General features: G+C 36.4%; 21 protein-coding genes. 5 read left to right on the top strand and 16 right to left on the bottom strand.

Annotation, left to right across the window (positions count from 1 at the left end; genetic code table 11):
• Positions 1-2: 2 nt before the first annotated feature.
• The 6 genes from yqeK to J5J05_RS01150 all read right to left on the bottom strand — a co-directional run bounded on the left by yqeK (position 3) and on the right by J5J05_RS01150 (position 3,676).
• Positions 3-605, bottom strand: coding sequence for a bis(5'-nucleosyl)-tetraphosphatase (symmetrical) YqeK (yqeK, locus tag J5J05_RS01175; protein ID WP_208558834.1), 603 nt, complete (start codon positions 603-605; stop codon positions 3-5).
• Positions 595-1,197 carry a nicotinate-nucleotide adenylyltransferase gene (locus J5J05_RS01170; RefSeq protein ID WP_208558868.1) on the bottom strand — a complete coding sequence of 201 codons (603 nt, stop codon included), beginning with the start codon at positions 1,195-1,197 and terminating at the stop codon, positions 595-597. The genes yqeK and J5J05_RS01170 overlap by 11 nt, the downstream gene beginning before the upstream one ends.
• A gap of 71 nt (positions 1,198-1,268) precedes the next feature.
• Complete coding sequence (gene yhbY / locus J5J05_RS01165) at positions 1,269-1,583, bottom strand: ribosome assembly RNA-binding protein YhbY (protein ID WP_208558833.1); 315 nt, start codon at positions 1,581-1,583, stop codon at positions 1,269-1,271.
• A 33-nt stretch (positions 1,584-1,616) separates the two neighbouring features.
• Positions 1,617-2,744 (bottom strand): ribosome biogenesis GTPase YqeH, encoded by a 1,128-nt coding sequence (gene yqeH, locus J5J05_RS01160; RefSeq protein WP_208558832.1) that lies wholly within the window; start codon positions 2,742-2,744, stop codon positions 1,617-1,619.
• Positions 2,731-3,267: a YqeG family HAD IIIA-type phosphatase gene (locus J5J05_RS01155; protein WP_208558831.1), complete on the bottom strand. Its 537-nt coding sequence runs from the start codon at positions 3,265-3,267 to the stop codon at positions 2,731-2,733. Before J5J05_RS01155 ends, yqeH begins: the two co-directional genes overlap by 14 nt.
• Positions 3,268-3,424: 157 nt before the next feature.
• A complete protein-coding gene (locus tag J5J05_RS01150; protein WP_208558830.1) occupies positions 3,425-3,676 on the bottom strand; it encodes a YkuJ family protein in 252 nt (83 codons plus the stop codon).
• A gap of 195 nt (positions 3,677-3,871) precedes the next feature.
• Between J5J05_RS01150 and J5J05_RS01145 the strand changes: the two genes are divergently transcribed.
• Positions 3,872-5,050, top strand: a complete 1,179-nt coding sequence (locus tag J5J05_RS01145; RefSeq protein ID WP_208558867.1) for a pyridoxal phosphate-dependent aminotransferase — start codon at positions 3,872-3,874, stop codon at positions 5,048-5,050.
• A 64-nt stretch (positions 5,051-5,114) separates the two neighbouring features.
• Here the strand turns inward: J5J05_RS01145 and J5J05_RS01140 are convergent, their stop codons facing one another.
• From J5J05_RS01140 to J5J05_RS01130, 3 genes are all read right to left on the bottom strand, one after another.
• Complete coding sequence (locus J5J05_RS01140) at positions 5,115-6,008, bottom strand: NAD(P)-dependent oxidoreductase (RefSeq protein WP_279633266.1); 894 nt, start codon at positions 6,006-6,008, stop codon at positions 5,115-5,117.
• A gap of 94 nt (positions 6,009-6,102) precedes the next feature.
• The gene (gene ptsP / locus J5J05_RS01135) at positions 6,103-7,827 is read right to left on the bottom strand and encodes a phosphoenolpyruvate--protein phosphotransferase (protein WP_208558828.1); all 1,725 of its coding nucleotides are present in this window, start codon (positions 7,825-7,827) and stop codon (positions 6,103-6,105) included.
• A complete protein-coding gene (locus tag J5J05_RS01130; protein ID WP_208558827.1) occupies positions 7,827-8,093 on the bottom strand; it encodes a phosphocarrier protein HPr in 267 nt (88 codons plus the stop codon). The genes ptsP and J5J05_RS01130 overlap by 1 nt, the downstream gene beginning before the upstream one ends.
• Positions 8,094-8,454: 361 nt before the next feature.
• On the opposite strand from J5J05_RS01130, the gene J5J05_RS01125 reads away from it, so the two are divergent.
• Positions 8,455-10,704, top strand: coding sequence for an ATP-dependent Clp protease ATP-binding subunit (locus tag J5J05_RS01125; protein WP_208558826.1), 2,250 nt, complete (start codon positions 8,455-8,457; stop codon positions 10,702-10,704).
• Positions 10,705-10,758: 54 nt separating this feature from the next.
• On the opposite strand, the gene J5J05_RS01120 is transcribed toward J5J05_RS01125, so the two are convergent.
• On the bottom strand, positions 10,759-12,357 hold the full coding sequence (locus J5J05_RS01120) for a peptide chain release factor 3 (RefSeq protein WP_208558825.1): 1,599 nt from the start codon (positions 12,355-12,357) through the stop codon (positions 10,759-10,761).
• 58 nt (positions 12,358-12,415) lie between these two features.
• Positions 12,416-13,507, bottom strand: coding sequence for an AI-2E family transporter (locus J5J05_RS01115; RefSeq protein ID WP_208558824.1), 1,092 nt, complete (start codon positions 13,505-13,507; stop codon positions 12,416-12,418).
• A gap of 142 nt (positions 13,508-13,649) precedes the next feature.
• Between J5J05_RS01115 and J5J05_RS01110 the strand changes: the two genes are divergently transcribed.
• A complete protein-coding gene (locus J5J05_RS01110) occupies positions 13,650-14,081 on the top strand; it encodes a GNAT family N-acetyltransferase (RefSeq protein ID WP_208558823.1) in 432 nt (143 codons plus the stop codon).
• Positions 14,082-14,112: 31 nt separating this feature from the next.
• On the opposite strand, the gene J5J05_RS01105 is transcribed toward J5J05_RS01110, so the two are convergent.
• The 5 genes from J5J05_RS01105 to yjbM form a co-directional block, all read right to left on the bottom strand.
• Positions 14,113-14,352 (bottom strand): DUF3006 family protein, encoded by a 240-nt coding sequence (locus tag J5J05_RS01105; protein WP_208558822.1) that lies wholly within the window; start codon positions 14,350-14,352, stop codon positions 14,113-14,115.
• Between the two features lie 40 nt (positions 14,353-14,392).
• Positions 14,393-15,379 (bottom strand): ComEC/Rec2 family competence protein, encoded by a 987-nt coding sequence (locus tag J5J05_RS01100; RefSeq protein WP_208558821.1) that lies wholly within the window; start codon positions 15,377-15,379, stop codon positions 14,393-14,395.
• A complete protein-coding gene (locus tag J5J05_RS01095; RefSeq protein ID WP_208558820.1) occupies positions 15,380-16,273 on the bottom strand; it encodes an RluA family pseudouridine synthase in 894 nt (297 codons plus the stop codon).
• Positions 16,274-16,484: 211 nt separating this feature from the next.
• Positions 16,485-17,294, bottom strand: a complete 810-nt coding sequence (locus J5J05_RS01090) for an NAD kinase (protein ID WP_341868489.1) — start codon at positions 17,292-17,294, stop codon at positions 16,485-16,487.
• Between the two features lie 4 nt (positions 17,295-17,298).
• Positions 17,299-17,952, bottom strand: coding sequence for a GTP diphosphokinase (yjbM, locus tag J5J05_RS01085; protein WP_208558818.1), 654 nt, complete (start codon positions 17,950-17,952; stop codon positions 17,299-17,301).
• 101 nt (positions 17,953-18,053) lie between these two features.
• Between yjbM and J5J05_RS01080 the strand changes: the two genes are divergently transcribed.
• Together J5J05_RS01080 and J5J05_RS01075 are read left to right on the top strand one after the other, a co-directional pair.
• The gene (locus J5J05_RS01080) at positions 18,054-18,644 is read left to right on the top strand and encodes a CYTH domain-containing protein (protein WP_208558817.1); all 591 of its coding nucleotides are present in this window, start codon (positions 18,054-18,056) and stop codon (positions 18,642-18,644) included.
• 216 nt (positions 18,645-18,860) lie between these two features.
• On the top strand, positions 18,861-19,490 hold the full coding sequence (locus J5J05_RS01075; RefSeq protein WP_208558816.1) for a DsbA family protein: 630 nt from the start codon (positions 18,861-18,863) through the stop codon (positions 19,488-19,490).
• Positions 19,491-19,519 lie beyond the last annotated feature (29 nt).

Raw genomic sequence — 19,519 nt, 5'->3', positions numbered from 1 at the left:
TCCTATTTTTTTACAACCCAAGCATTATATGTTTCGATAGCTTTAGGGTATATTCTTGCATTTTTATTCAACAAGTGTTTAAGTGTCTTTAAAGTTGCGTATGCAATCCCTTCGTGGATATTTTTTTCCGCTAAGGATCTCGCTTTATCTACACCTTTAAACGTCCGGTTTGGTTCAATATAATCAGCCAAATAAATGATTTGTTCAACTATTCCCATATTAGGGGAACCAACCGTATGGTGTCTAATTGCATCCAAGATATCCTGATCGTGAATAGAAAATTGATTTCTAACCATCACGGCACCAACAGGGCCATGCCAAATGCTGTTGCCATACTGGAGTAACTCTAAATCCATATTTTCACTAATAATCATATCTCGCATTTCTTCATCTGATTGTTCTTTAGCATAATCATGCAGTAACGCCGCAATACTTACTTGCTCTGAATCAACGCCGTATCTTTCAGCCAATTCTAGCGCAGCTTGTTCAACACCTAAAACATGTGTGTAGCGCTTCTCACTCAATACCTGACGAATCGATTCAAGCAGTTCTTTTCTGGAAAGGTCAATATAAGCATCTGAGTATACTAAATTTTTAGCTTTCATGATCATACAACCTTTCTGTCTCAATATAACGTAACACTGACTCGGGTATTAAATAATTCACCGAGCAGCTATCGATCATTTTTTGCCTGATTAAACTTGAGCTGATTTCTACATTGGGTACATCAATAAATATCACAGGATATTCAGTATTCATGGAGTACGATGGTCTGTTTACTGCGACGAACTGAACAAGCTGAACGAGCTCATCAACTTTGTACCATGATGGTAAATTTTCAACCATATCTGCGCCAATAATGAAATAATAGTCGACCTCTTCATTCTCTTCTGTCAATCTTCGAATCGTATCGTAGGTGTAGCTTTTCCCCCCACGTTCAATCTCAGATAGTTCGATTTCAAAATCCGCTCGACCAGCAATCGCTCGCTTGACCATTTCGACTCGATGCTCTGCAGCAATTGTTTCTTTACCTTGTGCATGCGGTGGTTCAGCTGAGGGTAAAAAAAGGATTTTTTCCAACCCTAACTGATTTTTCACCTGATCCGCAATAATCAAATGTCCTAAGTGCGGCGGATTAAATGTTCCGCCAAGAATGCCTATCTTTTTTCTTTCACTAGATACTGCATGCTTAACCATTATTTGAGGTTCTATGACTTTTGATATTTTTTTTGACACTTTCTTTCGCCTACCTTATTCTTTTCGTTAGCCTAGTTTGAACGTGGCAATCTTGTAGAATACGCCTGGTATTTTTCTTTTGTCGACGGTTTGAACAATACAATCACTTTACCAATTGTTTGAACAACGTTTATCTTTGAATGTTCTTCAATAAAAGCTTTTGCTTCCTTGGGTTCCACATCTGTATTTTGCAGTAACTGAACTTTCATAAGTTCTCTATTTTCTAAAGCTTCTTCGAACTCAGCGACCATTTCCTCCGTAAGACCATTTTTTCCTATTTGAAAAATTGGAGACATTTCATTCGCTTGTGCTCTTAAAAATCTTTTTTGTTTTCCTGTTAAATTCATTATGATTTCCTTTCTTCTTACAAACGTTTAATATTAGATCAGTGATTTTCTTACTATAATATCTACACCCTTAGGCGCCCATCCAGCAACTTTAGTTCCAGCATGCTCAATAGAGATCCAACCTAACCCTGAAAACACTAAATCTGTCGGTTCTTTGATCATAAATTCAAAACGCTTCAATTCTGGAAGTGTGGATTCGCTATCTTTAAAGGGTGGTGTCAGTACTTCCCCTTTTTGACGAGCATAAAGGTCATCTGCTTTTTCAAGCTTCGTTCTATGAATGTTGAGCTCATTTGATAGATAGCACACAAATGGTTGTTTGCCATTTCCCTTAATGTAATCAAAGCGGGCTAGTCCTCCTAAGAACAACGTTTGTTCTTCATTCAATTGATAGACTTTTGGCTTGATTTCTTTTCTTGGTGTTACATACTTAAGCTCTTTTGGCGATAAATAATGTGCAATTTGTGATGATTGAATAATTCCTGGTGTATCTACGAGTACTCTTTCATCATCCAGTGGAATTTCAATTTTACCTAATGTCGTTCCTGGGAAATAAGAAGTTGTGATGACATCTTCTGAGTCTGTAGCCAATTTAATAATTTGATTAATCAAAGTAGACTTACCTACATTCGTTGTTCCAACGACATATACATCTTGTCCTTTACGTTCTTTATCAATCAACTTCATTAAGCCTTCTACTGAATCAGCTCTAACTGCACTAGTTAAATAAACTTCTTTGGGATGCAACCCTGCCTCATGAGCACGTTCCGTTAACCACTGACGCATCTTGCCTTCTTTGAGAGACTTAGGCAACAAATCGATTTTGTTTCCAACGAGTATAACTGGATTGTTTCCCGCAAATCGTTGAATACCTGGGATAAAACTACCATTGAAATCAAAGATATCTACAATATTAATGATCAATGCTTTTTCATCGCTGATTTCATGTAACATATTCAAGAAGTCGGCATCTGTTAATTCAACATCTTGTACTTCATTGTAATGTCTCAATCTAAAGCAACGTTTACAATACACTTCTTGTTCATCATCTATTTTATTGATAACTGATTGTGGTAAAAAACCCGCTTTATTTTCATGCTCAGATTGTAATACTGCACCACAACCTATACACATCATTTCGATTGTATTAGACTCGCTCATGTATCGAATTCCTCCATTTCATATCAGGATCTTTTCGGATAAGATAATTCATAATCTTCAGCTCAACAAAACGGTTGAACCTTGTATTCCATGCATCTGAATCTAGAATCGGCTTAACTAGTACACTGCGAATACTAGCGTGATTTGCCCCTTTAATGTCCGTTATAATTTGGTCTCCGACCATCAAAATTTCTTCTTTAGATACATCAAACTGGGCTTGAGCTTCTTTGAAACCTTTTTGTAGAGGTTTCATTGCGTTAGAAATAAATTCTAGTTCAAGTATAGTTGCTACTTTACTTACTCTTTTTCGTTTATTGTTAGAAATGATGACTACATGAATACCACTCTTCTTCATCAATTCAATCCACTCCAGCGTTTCTTCAGTCGCTTCAGGATTGTTCCAAGCAATCAATGTATTATCTAAGTCAGTCAATACAACTTTAATATTTCTTTGTTTTAATTGCTCCGGAGATATTTGGTAAATAGAATGTACCATCCATGTAGGTTTAAAACTATTCAGCATCTATTTCTTCCTTTCATATAAGATGAATCGTCTTGAATGTAACCCATAAATATATATACTGTTTCGACTCTCGCAGGAAGAGCTTACGTTGTATCTTCTATCTATAAATATTCAAAAAAATAGGAAGCACCGTTAAGCACTCCCTATGTGCATGACTCTAGTCTTCAGTCGAACTTGCAGGTTGAACAAGTTCTAAAATCTCAACAGCGACATAGTCAATGTTATCAAATTCATACGTTTGTCCACTTGCACGCTCTTCTAACTCATACATGCGTGAAGCTTTGTCATAACGAACGACACATTGCTCTTTGCCGTCTTTTTCGAATCTTCTGACTTGTACTTCATCACTTTCGTCTTCTCTCATCGCATCTAATCGTCTTATAATTGGTATAAGTTGGGATGGTTTCATCTGGTATTCCCCTTCCTGCTTCTCTTCTAAACTTTCACTTATTTATTTTACCAGATTTTCCAATAAATTACAGTAAGACAGCTAGTTCTTTTTCAGGTTCTGGCAATAAATGAATAAAATGAAAGAATTTCCTACTTTCATTCTCATAATATGATAGAATAGTCCCTAAGAATCATTAGGAGGATACCCATGGACATGACAGCATTAAATAAATTATTCAATACACAAACTCAAGAAATAGAGATCTCAGGTATTCGAGTTTTTGATGAAAAAATTTCATCAATCGAAGGTTTAATCAAGTTAACATTAGGGCAACCTGATTTCCCAACACCGCAACACGTTAAAGATGCTGGGATTGCGGCAATCAACAATAACATGTCTTTTTATACAGGTATGGCTGGAGAACTTCGTTTAAGAACAGCAATGTCTAACTTTATGAAAACTAAATACAACGTCTATTATAATCCAGAGACTGAAATCCTTACAACGGTTGGGGCTACAGAGGCACTTGCTTCTGCTCTACTCACAATACTAAATCCGGGAGATAAAGTACTGATCCCGTCTCCATTTTTCTCTCTTTACGAACCTTTAGTCATACTCGGACGAGCTGAACCAATCTATATAGATACCTCTGAGAATGATTTTATTTTATCTCCTAATATGATCGAACAGGCTATGGAAGAACATGGCGATCGTGTAAAAGCAGTTATCTTAAACTACCCAACAAATCCAACAGGTGTTACTTGGAATCAAGAAGAAGTCATTGCGATAGCTGATACATTAAAAAATTACCCGAATCTTTTTGCTATCAGCGATGAGATTTACAGTGAACTCGTTTACGAAGGGAAACATATTTCCTTAGGAGAATATCTTTTTGATCAAACGATCGTCATCAATGGATTATCGAAGTCTCATGCGATGACTGGATGGAGACTGGGTTTTACTTTAGCACCCAAAGCCATTACTCAACAAATGATCAAAGTACATCAATACCTCGTTACAAGTGCATCTAGCATCACTCAGTATGCTGGGATTGAAGCATTGGAAAACGGTATGGATGATGCATTACCCATGCGAGCAGAATATAAAAAAAGAAGAGATTATATCTACGAAATTATGAGTCGGTTAGGCTTTGAGATTGCTAAGCCAAATGGTGCCTTTTATATTTTCGCAAAAATACCTGATGCCTATACTCAAAATAGTTTCGATTTTTGCTATGATTTAGCTGTAAAAGCAAAAATCGGTTTTATTCCTGGAGTAGCCTTTGGTAAAGCTGGGGAAGGCTACATTCGTTTAAGTTATGCTTCTAGCATGGACGATATCAAAGAAGTTATGACTAGGTTAGAAACCTATATGAAGACAACTAAAGTATAAGAAAAAAACACTTCCTAAGCTTTTTAGGAAGTTTTTTTTTTAATTGATGGTTCTACCAGAAAACTTATTCCGCATCTTTCCACCAAAGTCTAATCAGTGCCTGTGTACCTTCATCACCATGTCCATCATCTTTTAATTGATCGTATAAAGCTTTAGCCTTTTTAGTGGCTGGAAGTTCAATTCCCATTCTATCTGCTTCTTCCAGTGCGATTTTCAAATCTTTGATAAAATGTTTTACGAAGAAACCAGCAGAATAGTCTTCTTTTAATATTCTTGGACCATAATTTTGTAAAGACCAATTGGCAGCACTCCCGCCCCCAACTGTTTTTAAAACTTTCTCTTTGTTTAGTCCAGCTGCATCAGCGTATACTAAAAGTTCTGTTAGACCTGTCATCGTTCCCGCAATCATGATCTGGTTTGCCATTTTTGTATGTTGACCACTACCAGCGGGTCCTTGCAACTCTAATGTACCTGAAAAAATCATAAAGATTGATTTCACTTCTTCAAATACTGATTCATCTCCACCAACCATAGTGGTCACTGTACCATTTTTCGCACCTAAATCTCCTCCAGAAACTGGTGCATCTAACGAAGCAGCATCTTTTTGTTTGGCTGTTTCGTAAATTTTCTGAGCAATAGACGGTTTGCTGGTTGTCAAATCAACAACAATCGTATCTGGTCGTATCCCATCAAAAATGCCGTTTTCTCCATAGTAAACTTCTTCAACATCTTCGGGAAAACCGACCATTGTAAAAATCAATTCACTAGAAGCAGCAATCTCTTCAGGTGTATCTTTCCAGACAGCACCTCTATTGATTAGTGGTTCTGCTTTATGCTTTGTTCTATTATATACATTTACTTCATAGCCGGCATCCATCAAATGGCCTACTATCGAAGCACCCATGACCCCAGTTCCAATAAATCCGATTGTTTTCATTTTAATATGCCCCTTTTTCATCATTTAACTATAGTATAGCATCCGATGTTTTTTTGTACAATTCCATAGAAAAAAGCACGTCAAAGGGCAGAATTGTCCTTTGATGTGCTCTATCTTATTTTGCAGTATATTGTTCAACTAATTTGATAACTTCTTCGGCTGAAGTACATTCATTAAGTGCTTTTTCACTTAATTCTTTCATTTCAGTAGAATCAAGTTCAGTTAGTAAACTACGTGTTTTAAGAATGCTCGTCGCACTCATTGAAAACTCGTCAAGTCCTAATCCAAGAAGGATTGGCACTGCGATTTGATCTCCGGCCATTTCTCCACACATACCAGCCCATTTACCTTCTTTATGCGCTGCATCAATAACGTTCTTGATCAAGCGTAAAATTGAAGGGTTGTATGGTTGATACAAGTAAGAAACACGTTCGTTCATACGGTCAGCTGCCATCGTATATTGAATCAAATCATTTGTTCCGATACTAAAGAAGTCTACTTCTTTAGCAAACTGATCAGCTAATACAGCTGCAGCTGGAATTTCAATCATGATACCAACTTGGATGTCGTTAGAAACTTCAGTACCTGCTTCAACTAATTTTGCTTTTTCTTCCTCCAGAATGGCTTTCGCGCTTCTAAATTCAGGCAGTGTAGCAATCATAGGGAACATGATTCTCAAAGTTCCGTGTACAGAAGCACGTAGTAACGCACGTAATTGCGTACGGAAGATTTCATCTTGATCTAAACTTACACGAATTGCTCTGTATCCTAAGAAAGGATTCATTTCATTCGGAAGTTCAAGATATGGAAGCTCTTTGTCCCCACCAATATCCATCGTACGAACGACAACAGGTTTTCCACCCATGCCTTCTAATACTGCTTTATAGGCAGTATACTGTTCGTCTTCAGTTGGTAGTTCTTTAGAATCCATATAAAGGAACTCAGTACGGTAAAGTCCGACTGCTTCTCCACCATTTTCAACAACACCATTTAAATCTTTAGGTGTTCCAATATTGGCAGCTAGTTCAACGTGCTTACCGTCTTTAGTTACGCTTTTTTCGTCTTTCAAGCGTTCCCACTCAAGTTTTAAAGAAGCAAATTCTTCTGCTTTATTGCTGTAAGCTTTCTTGGTATCTTCAGAAGGGTTAACGAAAACATCGCCTTCCATTCCGTCAACTACCAAGAAATCTCCTTCTGATACAAGTTCCGTAATGTTATTTGTTCCTACGATTGCAGGAATTTCTAACGAACGAGCCATGATAGCAGAGTGAGACGTACGTCCACCAATGTTAGTCACAAAAGCCTTTACAAATTCTTTATTTAATTGAGCAGTATCACTTGGTGTCAAATCTTCTGCAATAATGATTACTTCTTCATCAATTGTTGCAGGAGTTGGAAGTTTCACGCCAAGCAAGTGAGAGATTACGCGCTTACGCACATCGCGGATATCCGCAGCTCTTTCTTGCATGTATGGATTATCTTCCATGCCTTCGAACATTGTAATGAACATGTCAGACGTTTTTTGAAATGCTACTTCAGCATTTACTTTTTCATCTTTGATTACAGTGTTTGTTTGTTCAATCAAGTCAGGATCAGAAAGCACCATAGTATGTGCGTCGAAAACTTGTGCTTCTTCTTCTCCAAGTGACTCAGCAGCAATTGATCGTATGTTAGCAAGCTCTTCTTTAGCAGTATCAATAGCAGCCTGAAGACGTGCTACTTCAGAATCAACATCTGAAATCGTCTTTTTCTCAAATGATAAATCAGGTTCTACTAAAAGATATGCTTTAGCTTGAGCAATACCATCACTTGCAGCAATACCAGATACTTGTGATGCCATTATTCAGCCATTCCCTCGTTTTTGATTGTTTGTTCGATTCCTTCGATTGCTTCAGTTTCATCTGCACCTTCAGCAGAAATTGTAACTTCAGCGCCTTGACCTACACCAAGTGACATAACACCCATGATAGATTTAAGGTTTACAGATTTACCTTTGTATTCCAAAGTAATATCTGAGTTGTATTTACTTGCAGTTTGTACCAATAAAGTTGCTGGACGTGCGTGAATACCTGTTTCTGCAGTTACAGTATAGTTGCGTTTTTCCATTGTAAGTTTCCCCTTTACAAATTAGTAGTTTTGAAAATAGTAAAACGACCAACCCTGTTAACCTAATCAAAAAGGTTAGTGTTAGGCATAATTAGGCACATTTTACCTTTCTTCCTATACAGATTACCACTTTTCTGAATTACCTACAACTATTTTTTACTATTTCGAGGTATTTAACTCTTGAAAGTCAAAATAGGTCAGAGTATAATAGAAATATGCAAAAGGTCAAAATTGGTCAATGATAAAAGAAATATTTTTTCACACCAAGTTTAGTGCATATTACAAATGCTCTCAACTGACCTTTTGCTTTCAGACTAGTATACTATAATTAACTTATATTAAAGAAAGGTTGTGTCTCAAGATGATCTGTCAAAGATGTGGACAAAGAAATGCAACAATTCATCTGACAACAAGTATTAATGGAAGAAAAAGAGAAATCGACTTATGCCAAATCTGTTACAGAACGATTCAACAACAAGAGGAGCAAGGAAGAATGAATCAAGCAAATGGTCAAGATCCTTTTGGATTTGGAAACTTTGATGACTTATTTAAAGCACTTTCTCAAAGCAACCAAGGTCCTCAGAATCCCCAAACACCACCTAATCAACAAAATTTCAGAGGAAACGGACAACAGCCACCTCAAAAACCAAATAGTCGTGGCGGATTGCTCGGTGAATACGGCGTAGACTTAACACAAATGGCAAAAGATGGAAAAATTGATCCAGTCATTGGTCGCGATAAAGAGATTGAACGTGTTATTGAAATCCTTAACCGAAGAACCAAAAATAATCCAGTCTTAACTGGTGAAGCTGGTGTAGGTAAAACTGCAATCGTCGAGGGATTGGCACTTAAAATCATCAATGATGATGTTCCACAAAAATTATTAAAAAAAGAGGTCATTCGATTAGATGTCGCTTCCCTCGTTCAAGGTACTGGTATCCGTGGGCAATTTGAAGAGCGCATGCAACAATTGATCAAAGAACTTCGCGAAGACGATTCTATCATATTGTTTATTGACGAAGTCCATGAATTAGTAGGTGCCGGTACAGCTGAAGGTAGTAGTATGGATGCAGGAAACATCCTAAAACCAGCCCTTGCTCGCGGAGAATTACAAATGGTTGGCGCAACTACTTTGAACGAATATAGAAAAATCGAGAAAGACCCTGCTCTTGAGCGTCGTTTACAGCCTGTAAGAGTTAGTGAGCCAACACTTGAAGAAACCATAACGATTCTACAAGGTATCCAAAAACAATACGAAGATTATCATCATGTGCATTATACAGATAAAGCGATCCAAAGTGCTGTGGAATTATCCCATAGATATATCCAAGATCGTTTTCTGCCTGACAAAGCTATAGACTTACTTGATGAAGCAGGATCTAAAAAGAACTTAACGATACGCACGGTTGATCCTGAAGAAATCGAAAGAAAAATTGAGGAAGCAGAAAAACAAAAACAGTCAGCTCTTCAACAAGAAGACTATGAAAAAGCAGCATTCTTCCGAGACCAAGTGACTAAGCATAAAGAGATGATGGATCAACAAACCCCTGAGTCCGATTTACCAGTGATTACTGAAAAAGATATGGTTCATATTATAGAACAAAAAACTGGTATTCCAGTTGGCGAATTGAAAGAAAAAGAACAAGAGCAATTAAGAGATTTAGATCAATCTCTTCGTAAACATGTTATCGGACAAGATGATGCAGTACAAAAAGTAGCAAAATCTATTCGCAGAAACCGCATCGGATTAAGACAAAAAAATAGACCAATCGGTTCATTCTTGTTTGTCGGCCCTACCGGTGTTGGAAAAACGGAATTAGCTAAAACACTTGCACTAGAATTGTTTGGGAGTAAAGAATCCTATGTTCGTTTAGATATGAGCGAGTTTATGGAAAAACATAGCACCTCTAAACTGATTGGTTCCCCTCCTGGATATGTTGGTTACGAAGAAGCAGGACAACTGACTGAAAAAATTCGTCGTAATCCTTATAGCCTGATTTTAGTAGACGAAGTTGAAAAAGCTCATCCAGATGTGCTACACATGTTCTTACAAATCTTAGATGACGGTCGCTTGACAGATGCACAAGGAAGAACTGTCAACTTCAAAGAAACCATCATCATTATGACTAGTAATGCCGGTACGACTAATGTAGAATCTAGTGTTGGATTCGGTGCTCAAATCAGCGGTAGCCAACATTCTTTATTGAATAATTTGGGTGAATTCTTTAAACCAGAATTCTTAAATCGCTTAGATGGTATTGTGGAATTTCAATCATTATCTAAAGAGCATTTGTTGGAAATCGTTACGTTGATGCTAGAAGATATTAATCACGCCTTGAAACAGCATCATATCGTTGTTGAAGTAGATGTTTCTGCTAAAGAGAAATTAGTAGATCTTGGATATGACCCTAAAATGGGCGCTCGTCCATTGCGCAGAGTCATTGAAGAACAAATTGAAGATAAAGTTGCTGAATTTTATCTAAATCATCCACAACCAGGAAATATCTTAGCAACGGTAGATGACAATGATTCAATCATCATAAAGAAAAAGGATGATGATTCAAATGAAAGTAAAGAAGAAGAAAACCTTGATAATGAAGAAAGTGATTAAAGCCTAAAAAAAACCTCGACACCTGTATAAAACAGTTGTGTCGAGGTTTTTTTCTTATAGTAATGATGTCAATTCAACACCAGGATATTTATCTGCAAACCATCTTTCTGCAAACTGGTTCTCAAATAAGAATAACGGACGATCAAAGCGATCTCTAACAAGCATATTTCTGCTTGATCCCATATTTTCATCTAATTGTTCAGGGTTGATCCAACGAGCGATTCTACTTCCAATAGAAGTCATAACCACTTCAGAATTATACTCATTCAACATACGGTGTTGGAAAACTTCAAACTGAAGTTGACCGACGGCACCAATAATATAGGTTTCTGTATGGTAGGATTTGTACAATTGGATAGCACCTTCTTGAACTAACTGATTGATGCCTTTATGGAATGACTTTTGCTTCATAACATTTTTAGCTTCTACTTTAACAAATAATTCTGGTGTAAATTGTGGCAAGCTTTCAAATTGAACAGATTTTTTTCCTTCATAAATGGTATCTCCAATTTGAAAATTACCTGTGTCATAAAGACCGATGATGTCACCTGCTACAGCACCTTTAACGGATTCTCTATTTTCAGCCATAAATTGAGTGGAGTTAGATAAACGCATCTTTTTATCCGTTCTTGCGAGCGTTACATCTATTCCTCTCTCGAAATCACCCGAACAAATTCTCACAAAAGCGATTCGATCTCGGTGTTTAGGATCCATATTCGCTTGTATTTTAAATACAAATCCTGAAAATTCTTCTTTAGTTGGTTTAATCTCATTTCCCTCTACATCTGTATGCCCTGCTGGAGCTGGTGCAAATTGTAAAAATGTTTCTAGAAACGTTTGAACACCAAAATTTGTTAATGCAGATCCAAAGAAGACGGGCGTAAGCTCTCCATCTAAAATCGCTTGTTCTGAAAAATCATTTCCAGCTTCTCTTAACAATAAAGCCTCTTCTAAAACTTGATCATACAAACTTTCTTGTTTTAGTGGATGCGCCTCTTCAATTTCTCCATCTTCATTCAATGGAATGAAACGATTCCCTTGATTTGATTCATCTGGTCTAAACATTTCAATACGGTTATGGAATAAATCATATAACCCTAAGAAATTTTTACCAGAGCCAATCGGCCAATTCATCGGATACGCATCGATTTCAAGAACTTCTTCTAGTTCTTCTACTAACTCAAGTGGTTCTCTACCATCTCTATCTAATTTGTTCATAAACGTAAAAATAGGAATGCCGCGCATTCTACATACTTTAAATAATTTTTTAGTCTGTTCTTCGATTCCTTTTGCACTATCCACTACCATCACAGCAGCATCAACGGCCATTAAAGTACGGTACGTATCCTCTGAGAAATCCTCATGACCGGGTGTATCTAATATATTGATTCGCTTATCATCATAATCAAACTGCATAACAGAACTCGTCACTGAGATCCCACGTTGCTTTTCAATTTCCATCCAATCGGATTTTGCGAATTTCCCTGATTTCTTAGCTTTAACTGTACCCGCTTGTCTAATCGCGCCCCCGAAAAGTAAAAGTTGTTCTGTAATCGTGGTTTTACCTGCATCGGGATGGGAAATAATGGCAAAGGTTCTTCTTGATTCAACCTCTTTTTTTAATACTTTATTTTCTTTTGTTTCTACTGACATAGTAACTCCTTCGTTTTAAGCCTATTATAGTCTATCGTTTTTTGTACACCTTCTAGAACTAGGTGAGTGTTATTTTCTTTTCTTTTTTAACTTTTATTATATACAGCACAATCGTTTTGATGATGGCAAAAACGGGAACACCAATGAGCATGCCTAACAGTCCAGCTATGTTTGCAGAAGCCAGCAATATCAGAATAACTGTAAGTGGGTGAACTGAAAGAGACTTCCCTACTAAGAATGGTGTAAACAAATTCCCATCCAATTGCTGAACAATTAGCACAAAAACAGCGGCAAGAAGGGCTTTACCAGGTGAATCGATCATACCTACTAATATTGCAGGACCCGCTCCCAAGAAAGGACCGACGTATGGAATGAAATTCGTGATTGCAGCAAACACAGAAAGTAACAAGGCGAAAGGAAATCCAGCAATCGTGTACATAATGAATAAAATAATCCCCACTAATAATGAGGCCATTCCTTTTCCACTGATATAACTGGCAATCGTTTCGTTTATCTTCAAAACTAATTCTTTTGTATTTTTCTTGTATGGCTCAGGACTAATTTTCTCAAGATATCCAGGAAACCTATGACCATCATACAACATATAAAACAAGATGACTGGCACCGTGATAAATGTAAAGAAAAAATCCGTTAAGCTCTGTAAAAAACTACCTACACTGGTCAACATGCCTCCTAAAAAGTTAGATCCTAGGTTTCTCAGCCACGTATCAATACTAACAATGATCTCATCAAAGTCTACTTGATTCATCCATGGCTCGTCACCCAACTGACGAAAGTAAAAATCCAATTCATTTACAAAATCTGGAATACCTGCTATTAATGAGCTTGTTTGTTCGACAAGGATTGGCAGACCTAGAAAAAGTGTCAACACGACTATGCCTACTAGAAAAACCATAACGAGTGACACACCAAATATGCGCTTAACTTTAATTTTTTCAAGTACTCTTACAATAGGATTTAATAAATAGAATAAAAATCCAGCTATAAGCAGCGGCATAAATAAAGAAGTGAGTATGGCTAATAGAGGATTTAAAATAAATTCAATCTGTTGTAGTATATAAATCAATAAAGCAACGGCTAGAAACCATATTGTCCAAAACATTATTTTAGAATTTTTCCAGTTTACCAATTCTATTTCTCCTCTACTTTATAGTCACACTCCATTATATGATAGTACAAGCATAAATAAAAGAGGGAGTTCGCCTGAATCGTTGACGAAAAAGTAAATTTAGTGATAAGATTATAAAAATGATATCCTTGGAGGTATGTTTATGAAATTTAAATGGACTGAAGATACATCTAGCAAAGTCTATAATGATGCGCTATTGATTCGTAAAACGGTATTTGTGGAAGAACAAAAAGTACCAGTTGAATTAGAAATCGACGAACTTGAAGCTAAAACAATGCATGTTGTGGGCTATTTGAATGAATCGGCTGTCGCTACAGCACGTATTTACCAAAAAGAACCTGGCATCTTCAAAATTCAAAGAGTCGCCGTATTGCAAACAGGTAGAAAGAAAGGTACTGGAAAAGAATTGATGGCGGAAGTCGAAAGAAAGATTCGTACATTGGAAAGTCACCAGATGGTACTTGATGCACAAGACTATGCACTCTCTTTCTATGAAAAATGTGGTTTTACTATTGAAGGAAAAGGATTTCCAGACGCTGGTATCCCCCATCATAAAATGACCAAAGATATATAGTAGAAAACACTGATCAATCTAATTAGATTGATCAGTGTTTTCTTTTCAGCAGTTTTTCTCTTTTACTTCTCACTCTATTTTTCCTTTTTTCCGTTTCATCTATCAACCGTCTAAAACGACGATTACCATCCGTCTGTTTCTCTATTTCTAAAACGTCTCCCACTTCGGAGCCTTCAGGTAATAATTCGCTTGAGATGATTATACGCTCTGATAAGTCATCTGGAATTAATAACGCTTGAAGACCATCATTAGATTCTAAAACTACACGCATCTAATCCCTCCAAAATCTTGTACCTTCTTTACTATTTATACTACGGTTTATCTGTTGTAATCGAATATTGTCCGTCTTTTTGTATCATCACAGTGATCGTTCCATCCTCTATTGTGCTATAAAGCGGTATAGACTGTTCGTTTATTCTTTCCAAGGTCTCTTTGTGTGGATGTCCATATGGATTATCTTCCCCTGCTTGCACAACTGCAGCTTCTGGATCAATTGTTGATAACCATTCTTTACTATTGCTATCTCTTGACCCGTGATGACCCACCAAAAGAATTTCTGCTTGAAGTGATCCATAGTTATCTATGATTTGATTTTCAAATTTTTCCGATACGTCACCGGAATTTACAACACTCACATTACTCAAAGTTGTTCTTGTTACTATTGATTCTTCATTATGGTCACCTGTTTTTGATGAAGTTTCAGGATTAAAGACTTCTACCTTGAATGGACCGACTTCTCTCATTTCTCCGGCTTTCGGTTCATAATATATCGCATTTGATTTTTCAATTGCATCTAGTACATTTTCGTAAACCCGTGTCGTTTGATCAACACCGTTCATCCAGACTTCCTCTACTTGATAATAGTCGAGTACTAAGTCTCCATTTCCAATATGATCAGCATCATTATGCGTAAAAATCAATAAATCAATTTTTCCACCAGTACCGATATAACGATCTAAATAACTAACGATTCTTTTATCTTTATCGTCGTATCTTCCCGTATCGATTAATACTGTGGTACCATCAGCTGCTTGATATAAAGTAGAAGAACCTTGCCCAACATCAAAGAAATAGACCGTTCCATCAGAATCAGCTACATTATTAGGATTTGTACTAGAGAATGTGGTTCCCCAATCGTTAGTCAAACTTTCCCACTTTCGGGTGAAAAAAGCTGCATCATAAGGGTTATCTCCAAAAAACAACCCTATCAAAAACGATACGATTACCAGTAAGCCTGTAATCGTTAATTTCAATCTTTGTTCTTTTTGTTTTTTTGTCCATTTTTTTCTTTTAGCCATTTAGTTACCTCTTAATTTTTCTATCAATCCTGTCATATCTGTGGGTAAAGGTGCTGTTACCTGTATCTCTTCTCGGGAAAAAGGATGTACAAAGCTAAGTCCAGAACAGTGCAGTGCTTGTCTAGTAAATAAACCGCTATTTTCACCATAAAGATCATCTCCTACTAGTGGATGATTGAGATAAGAAAAATGAACTCTTATTTGATGTGTTCTACCAGTATGAAGTTTAACCTTAATGAATGATGCATCATCAAAATATTCAGACAGCCAATATTCCGTTAAGGAAGGTCGCCCATCTTCTCTGACCATTCTCGTTATGATCGAGTCTTCTGTGCGACCAATTGGTTCTTTTATTAGGCCATATTCTTTTTCAATTCTGCCACTCACGACTGCCTGGTAGGTTTTATCGATCTCATGCCTTCTTAAAACGAGATCGATCATAGAGTGCGCAAAAGCATGTTTCGCGAAAATCATCGCGCCAGAGGTTTCTCTATCTAACCTCGTTACTACATGGACTGTTTTGTGTTCATATTGTTGATTTTCTACGTATCCTCTAATACGATTCGCCATCGTGTCTTCTCTATGTGTCGGCGAAGGAACAGATGCAACCCCAGATGCTTTATTAATAATCAGATAGTGATCATCCTCAAATAGAATATCTATTTTTTTGAATGATGGAATTAAATGAGGGTTAGAAGGTTCAATGGGTAGAGACATCTTTACGACGTCACCTTTATTGAGTATCTCCCGTACTCTAACATTTTTTCCGTTCACTTCTAATTGGCCACCTTTAAACTTAACTTTTGCCAACATTTTTTTAGATACTGCTTTTTCTTTTAAAAAGGTCTTCAGCATGATCTGTTCTGTCTCTTCGTATATCCATTCAATTATCACTACTTCTTGTTCGCTCCTTAAAGAGACCTTACTCTTTTAAATAGACTTATTTTCATTATTACATCTTATCATAAACGAAGTGATGACTCAGTAGGCAGTTTTAGCCAAGAAGTGACCTGCAACGCATGACTGTTTCTTTTTGATTTCAGCAAAAAAGGTAGACAGTTTACTTAGTCTACCTAATGCCGTTAAGATTGTTTTTAATTTGCTATCACGATTCTCTTTTCTTCGCTCCAAGAAAGGCATCTTCAACACGATTCCAAAAATGCGTATGTTGGTAGCGTGCGAATCTAATCCGCTCATCTGCTATTTTGAATCGCAACTCTTTTACTTTATTTTCATTTGTCACGACTTGATCAATCGATAAGACAAAATCGTCCGTTTCAATGGGTCTCATTTTGATCCATTCATCCGGTGCAATAATTAATGGTGAACTGAGCGTTCTAAACACACGATTATTCAAAGAAGCCATTTCTGTTAGCTGCAATGCTTCTAAACGTGGATGCAATACAGCTCCACCGATAGATTTATTATAACCAGTTGAGCCTGTCGGTGTCGATACACAAAGTCCATCACCTCGAAATCTTTCGAAGTGCTCATCTCTTATGTAAACATCACACACGAGTGTTCCATCAACTCTTTTGATTGTTGATTCATTCAATGCCAAGAAATGTGTAGGTTTAGATTTATTGTCGTAATAAATTTCCACGTCTAAAAGAGGATAGTCAATATATTCACCATTATCGGATTTGAGACTTTCAATCAACTCTCCAATATTATACTCACGCCAATCTGTGTAAAATCCTAAATGACCTGTATGGACACCTATAAAGCGAACACTATCGAGTATATGTGCATAACGGTGAAAAGCAGAGAGCAATGTGCCATCTCCTCCAACCGATATAACGATTGCCGGATTTTTTTGATCTAAAATAAAATTATTTTCCAACAACATCGCTCTGAGCTTTTTAGTAACTTTTGCTGATTCCTCAGTTGAATTATATACGATTGCTATTCTCACATCATTATTCCTTCCAATTATTGACATCAAAAGATTTCTGATCGTTCTTAAATCTGAAATTTCTTTGAGCTTCTTTGATTTCCTCTCTGATCGTAGACATTTCTTCATCTAGCTGAAACGCTGATTCCGCTGCTTTTTGTAGGCGAATATTAATTTCATCTGGAAATTCACCTTGATACTTATAATTCAAAGAATGTTCAATCGATGCCCAAAAATTCATAGCAAGTGTTCTTATTTGTACTTCTACCAGTACATGCTTTAGCTCATCTATTAATTGAACCGGATACTCACAAATTAAATGGTATGATCGATAACCACTATCTTTTTTGTGAGAAACATAATCTTTTTCTTGTAAAACCTTTATGTCTTCACGTTGCTTCAACATTTTCACGACATCGTGAATATCCTCCACAAATGGACACATAATTCGGATACCCGCTAAGTCTTCCATATCTGTTTCTAATTTATCTAGCGAAATATTTCTCGTTCTTGATTTTAAAAGGATGCTATTAACTGGTTTCACACGTCCCGTTACGAATTCAATTGGTCCGTGCTCTTTTCTCAGTTTATACATTGACCGCAATCCCTTTAACTTAACCTTTAATTCATTAACTGTTTGCGTATATGGTAATAAAAATAATTCCCAGTCTCTGTCCATATTTATAACCTTCTTTTCATTTCCTTCTTTCATTCTCGTCAAATCTATTGTACCATATTCAGGTATAAATCCGTAACATAGACAACGAATCGAGGGTACTAATGAGCCAGAATGTAGAAATAGAATACAAAAATCTTTTGAGTGAAGAAGAATATAAGAAGTTGATCATTGCTTTCGAATTTGACGAGCAAAAAGCTTTTACGCAAGAGAATTGTTATTTTGATTCCGAAGAGATGATACTGAAAGCACATAACATGGCATTGAGGATTCGAGTAAAGCAAAATTTTGCAGAAATGACGCTTAAATCCCCTTATCAAGACCATTTATTAGAAACTAATCATACATTAACAGTTAAAGAGGCTAATCATTTAATTGAATTAGAAAAAATCAATCCCTTCGGCGAAATCGCAGACGTATTAAAGGCGAATGGTATTGACCCTACTATCGACTTACATATGATCACACGATTAAAAACTAGGAGAATAGAAAGACAAATGGGGAATTGTCTGCTCGTTTTAGACCAGAGCTGGTACGCTGATCAAGTTGATTTTGAATTGGAAGTGGAAAGTCAAACAGCTAATGAAGGAAAACAATTTATCTCAGAAATGATGAAAAAGTATCATATTCCCGAAAGAATCACACCTAATAAAATCACTCGTGCTATGAAGGCTTCACAAAAACGACAACTCTAGACTAAATTTCATACAATTGTGTCGGAATTGTCACAAGCAAGTATAAATTATGTTATTTTATGTGCAGATAATTACCATAAATTGTAGGTCTTTGTTAATCTATTATATGTAAAGGACGTTCACAACGTTTACGGGAAATTAATATAAACATCATATAAAGGTCAAACTGGATTAAAGATGACCAAAAAAAATAATTTATTGTTAGGTGAGTATAGTATGGTTTTAAATAATGTTATTGAGATATTTTTATTTGTAAATCCTTTAGGTGCTAAAAGTTACGAAGCCGAAGAAATCATTGAAGTATTCTCTAAAGAAAGAGACGAAAAAGTTAAAGTACGTTTCATTCCACTTCTTAACTTTAATTCTGTGAAGAGACAGTTGTTAGATGAAAAGTATCATAGTACTTCGATTGAGAATCGCAATCGCCTATATACTGACTCATTCAACGCAAGTCTTGCCTACGCTGCTGCATCTATGCAAGGAAAGAAAAAAGCTAGAAAGTTTTTGATGGTATTACAAGAAATGATTATGGAATCTCAAGGGTTCCTAACAAAATCAATCGTTATTGCTGCAGCTAAAAAAGCTAAATTAGACTTAGAAATGTTTGAAGAAGATTTAATGTCAGATATAGCTAAGTCTGCTTTCACTAAAGACCAAAAATTGGCTGAAGAAATGGCTGTGAACGATACACCTTCTTGTATTTTATTTAACGGCGTAGATGCAGAGTGTGGTTATAGAATTGAAACCACTTTGTCTACAAAATTACTTCATGGACTTTGCTCAGATGACACGATTGCTCAAGAGATCCCTGAAACAAAAAATAAATTTAGATTCCAAATGGTATAAAAAGAATCCTTGGCACTGGCCAAGGATTC

Source organism: Marinilactibacillus kalidii (assembly GCF_017599325.1).
GTDB classification, from domain to species: Bacteria; Bacillota; Bacilli; order Lactobacillales; family Carnobacteriaceae_A; genus Marinilactibacillus; species Marinilactibacillus kalidii.
This window is presented reverse-complemented; position numbering and strand designations above follow the sequence as displayed.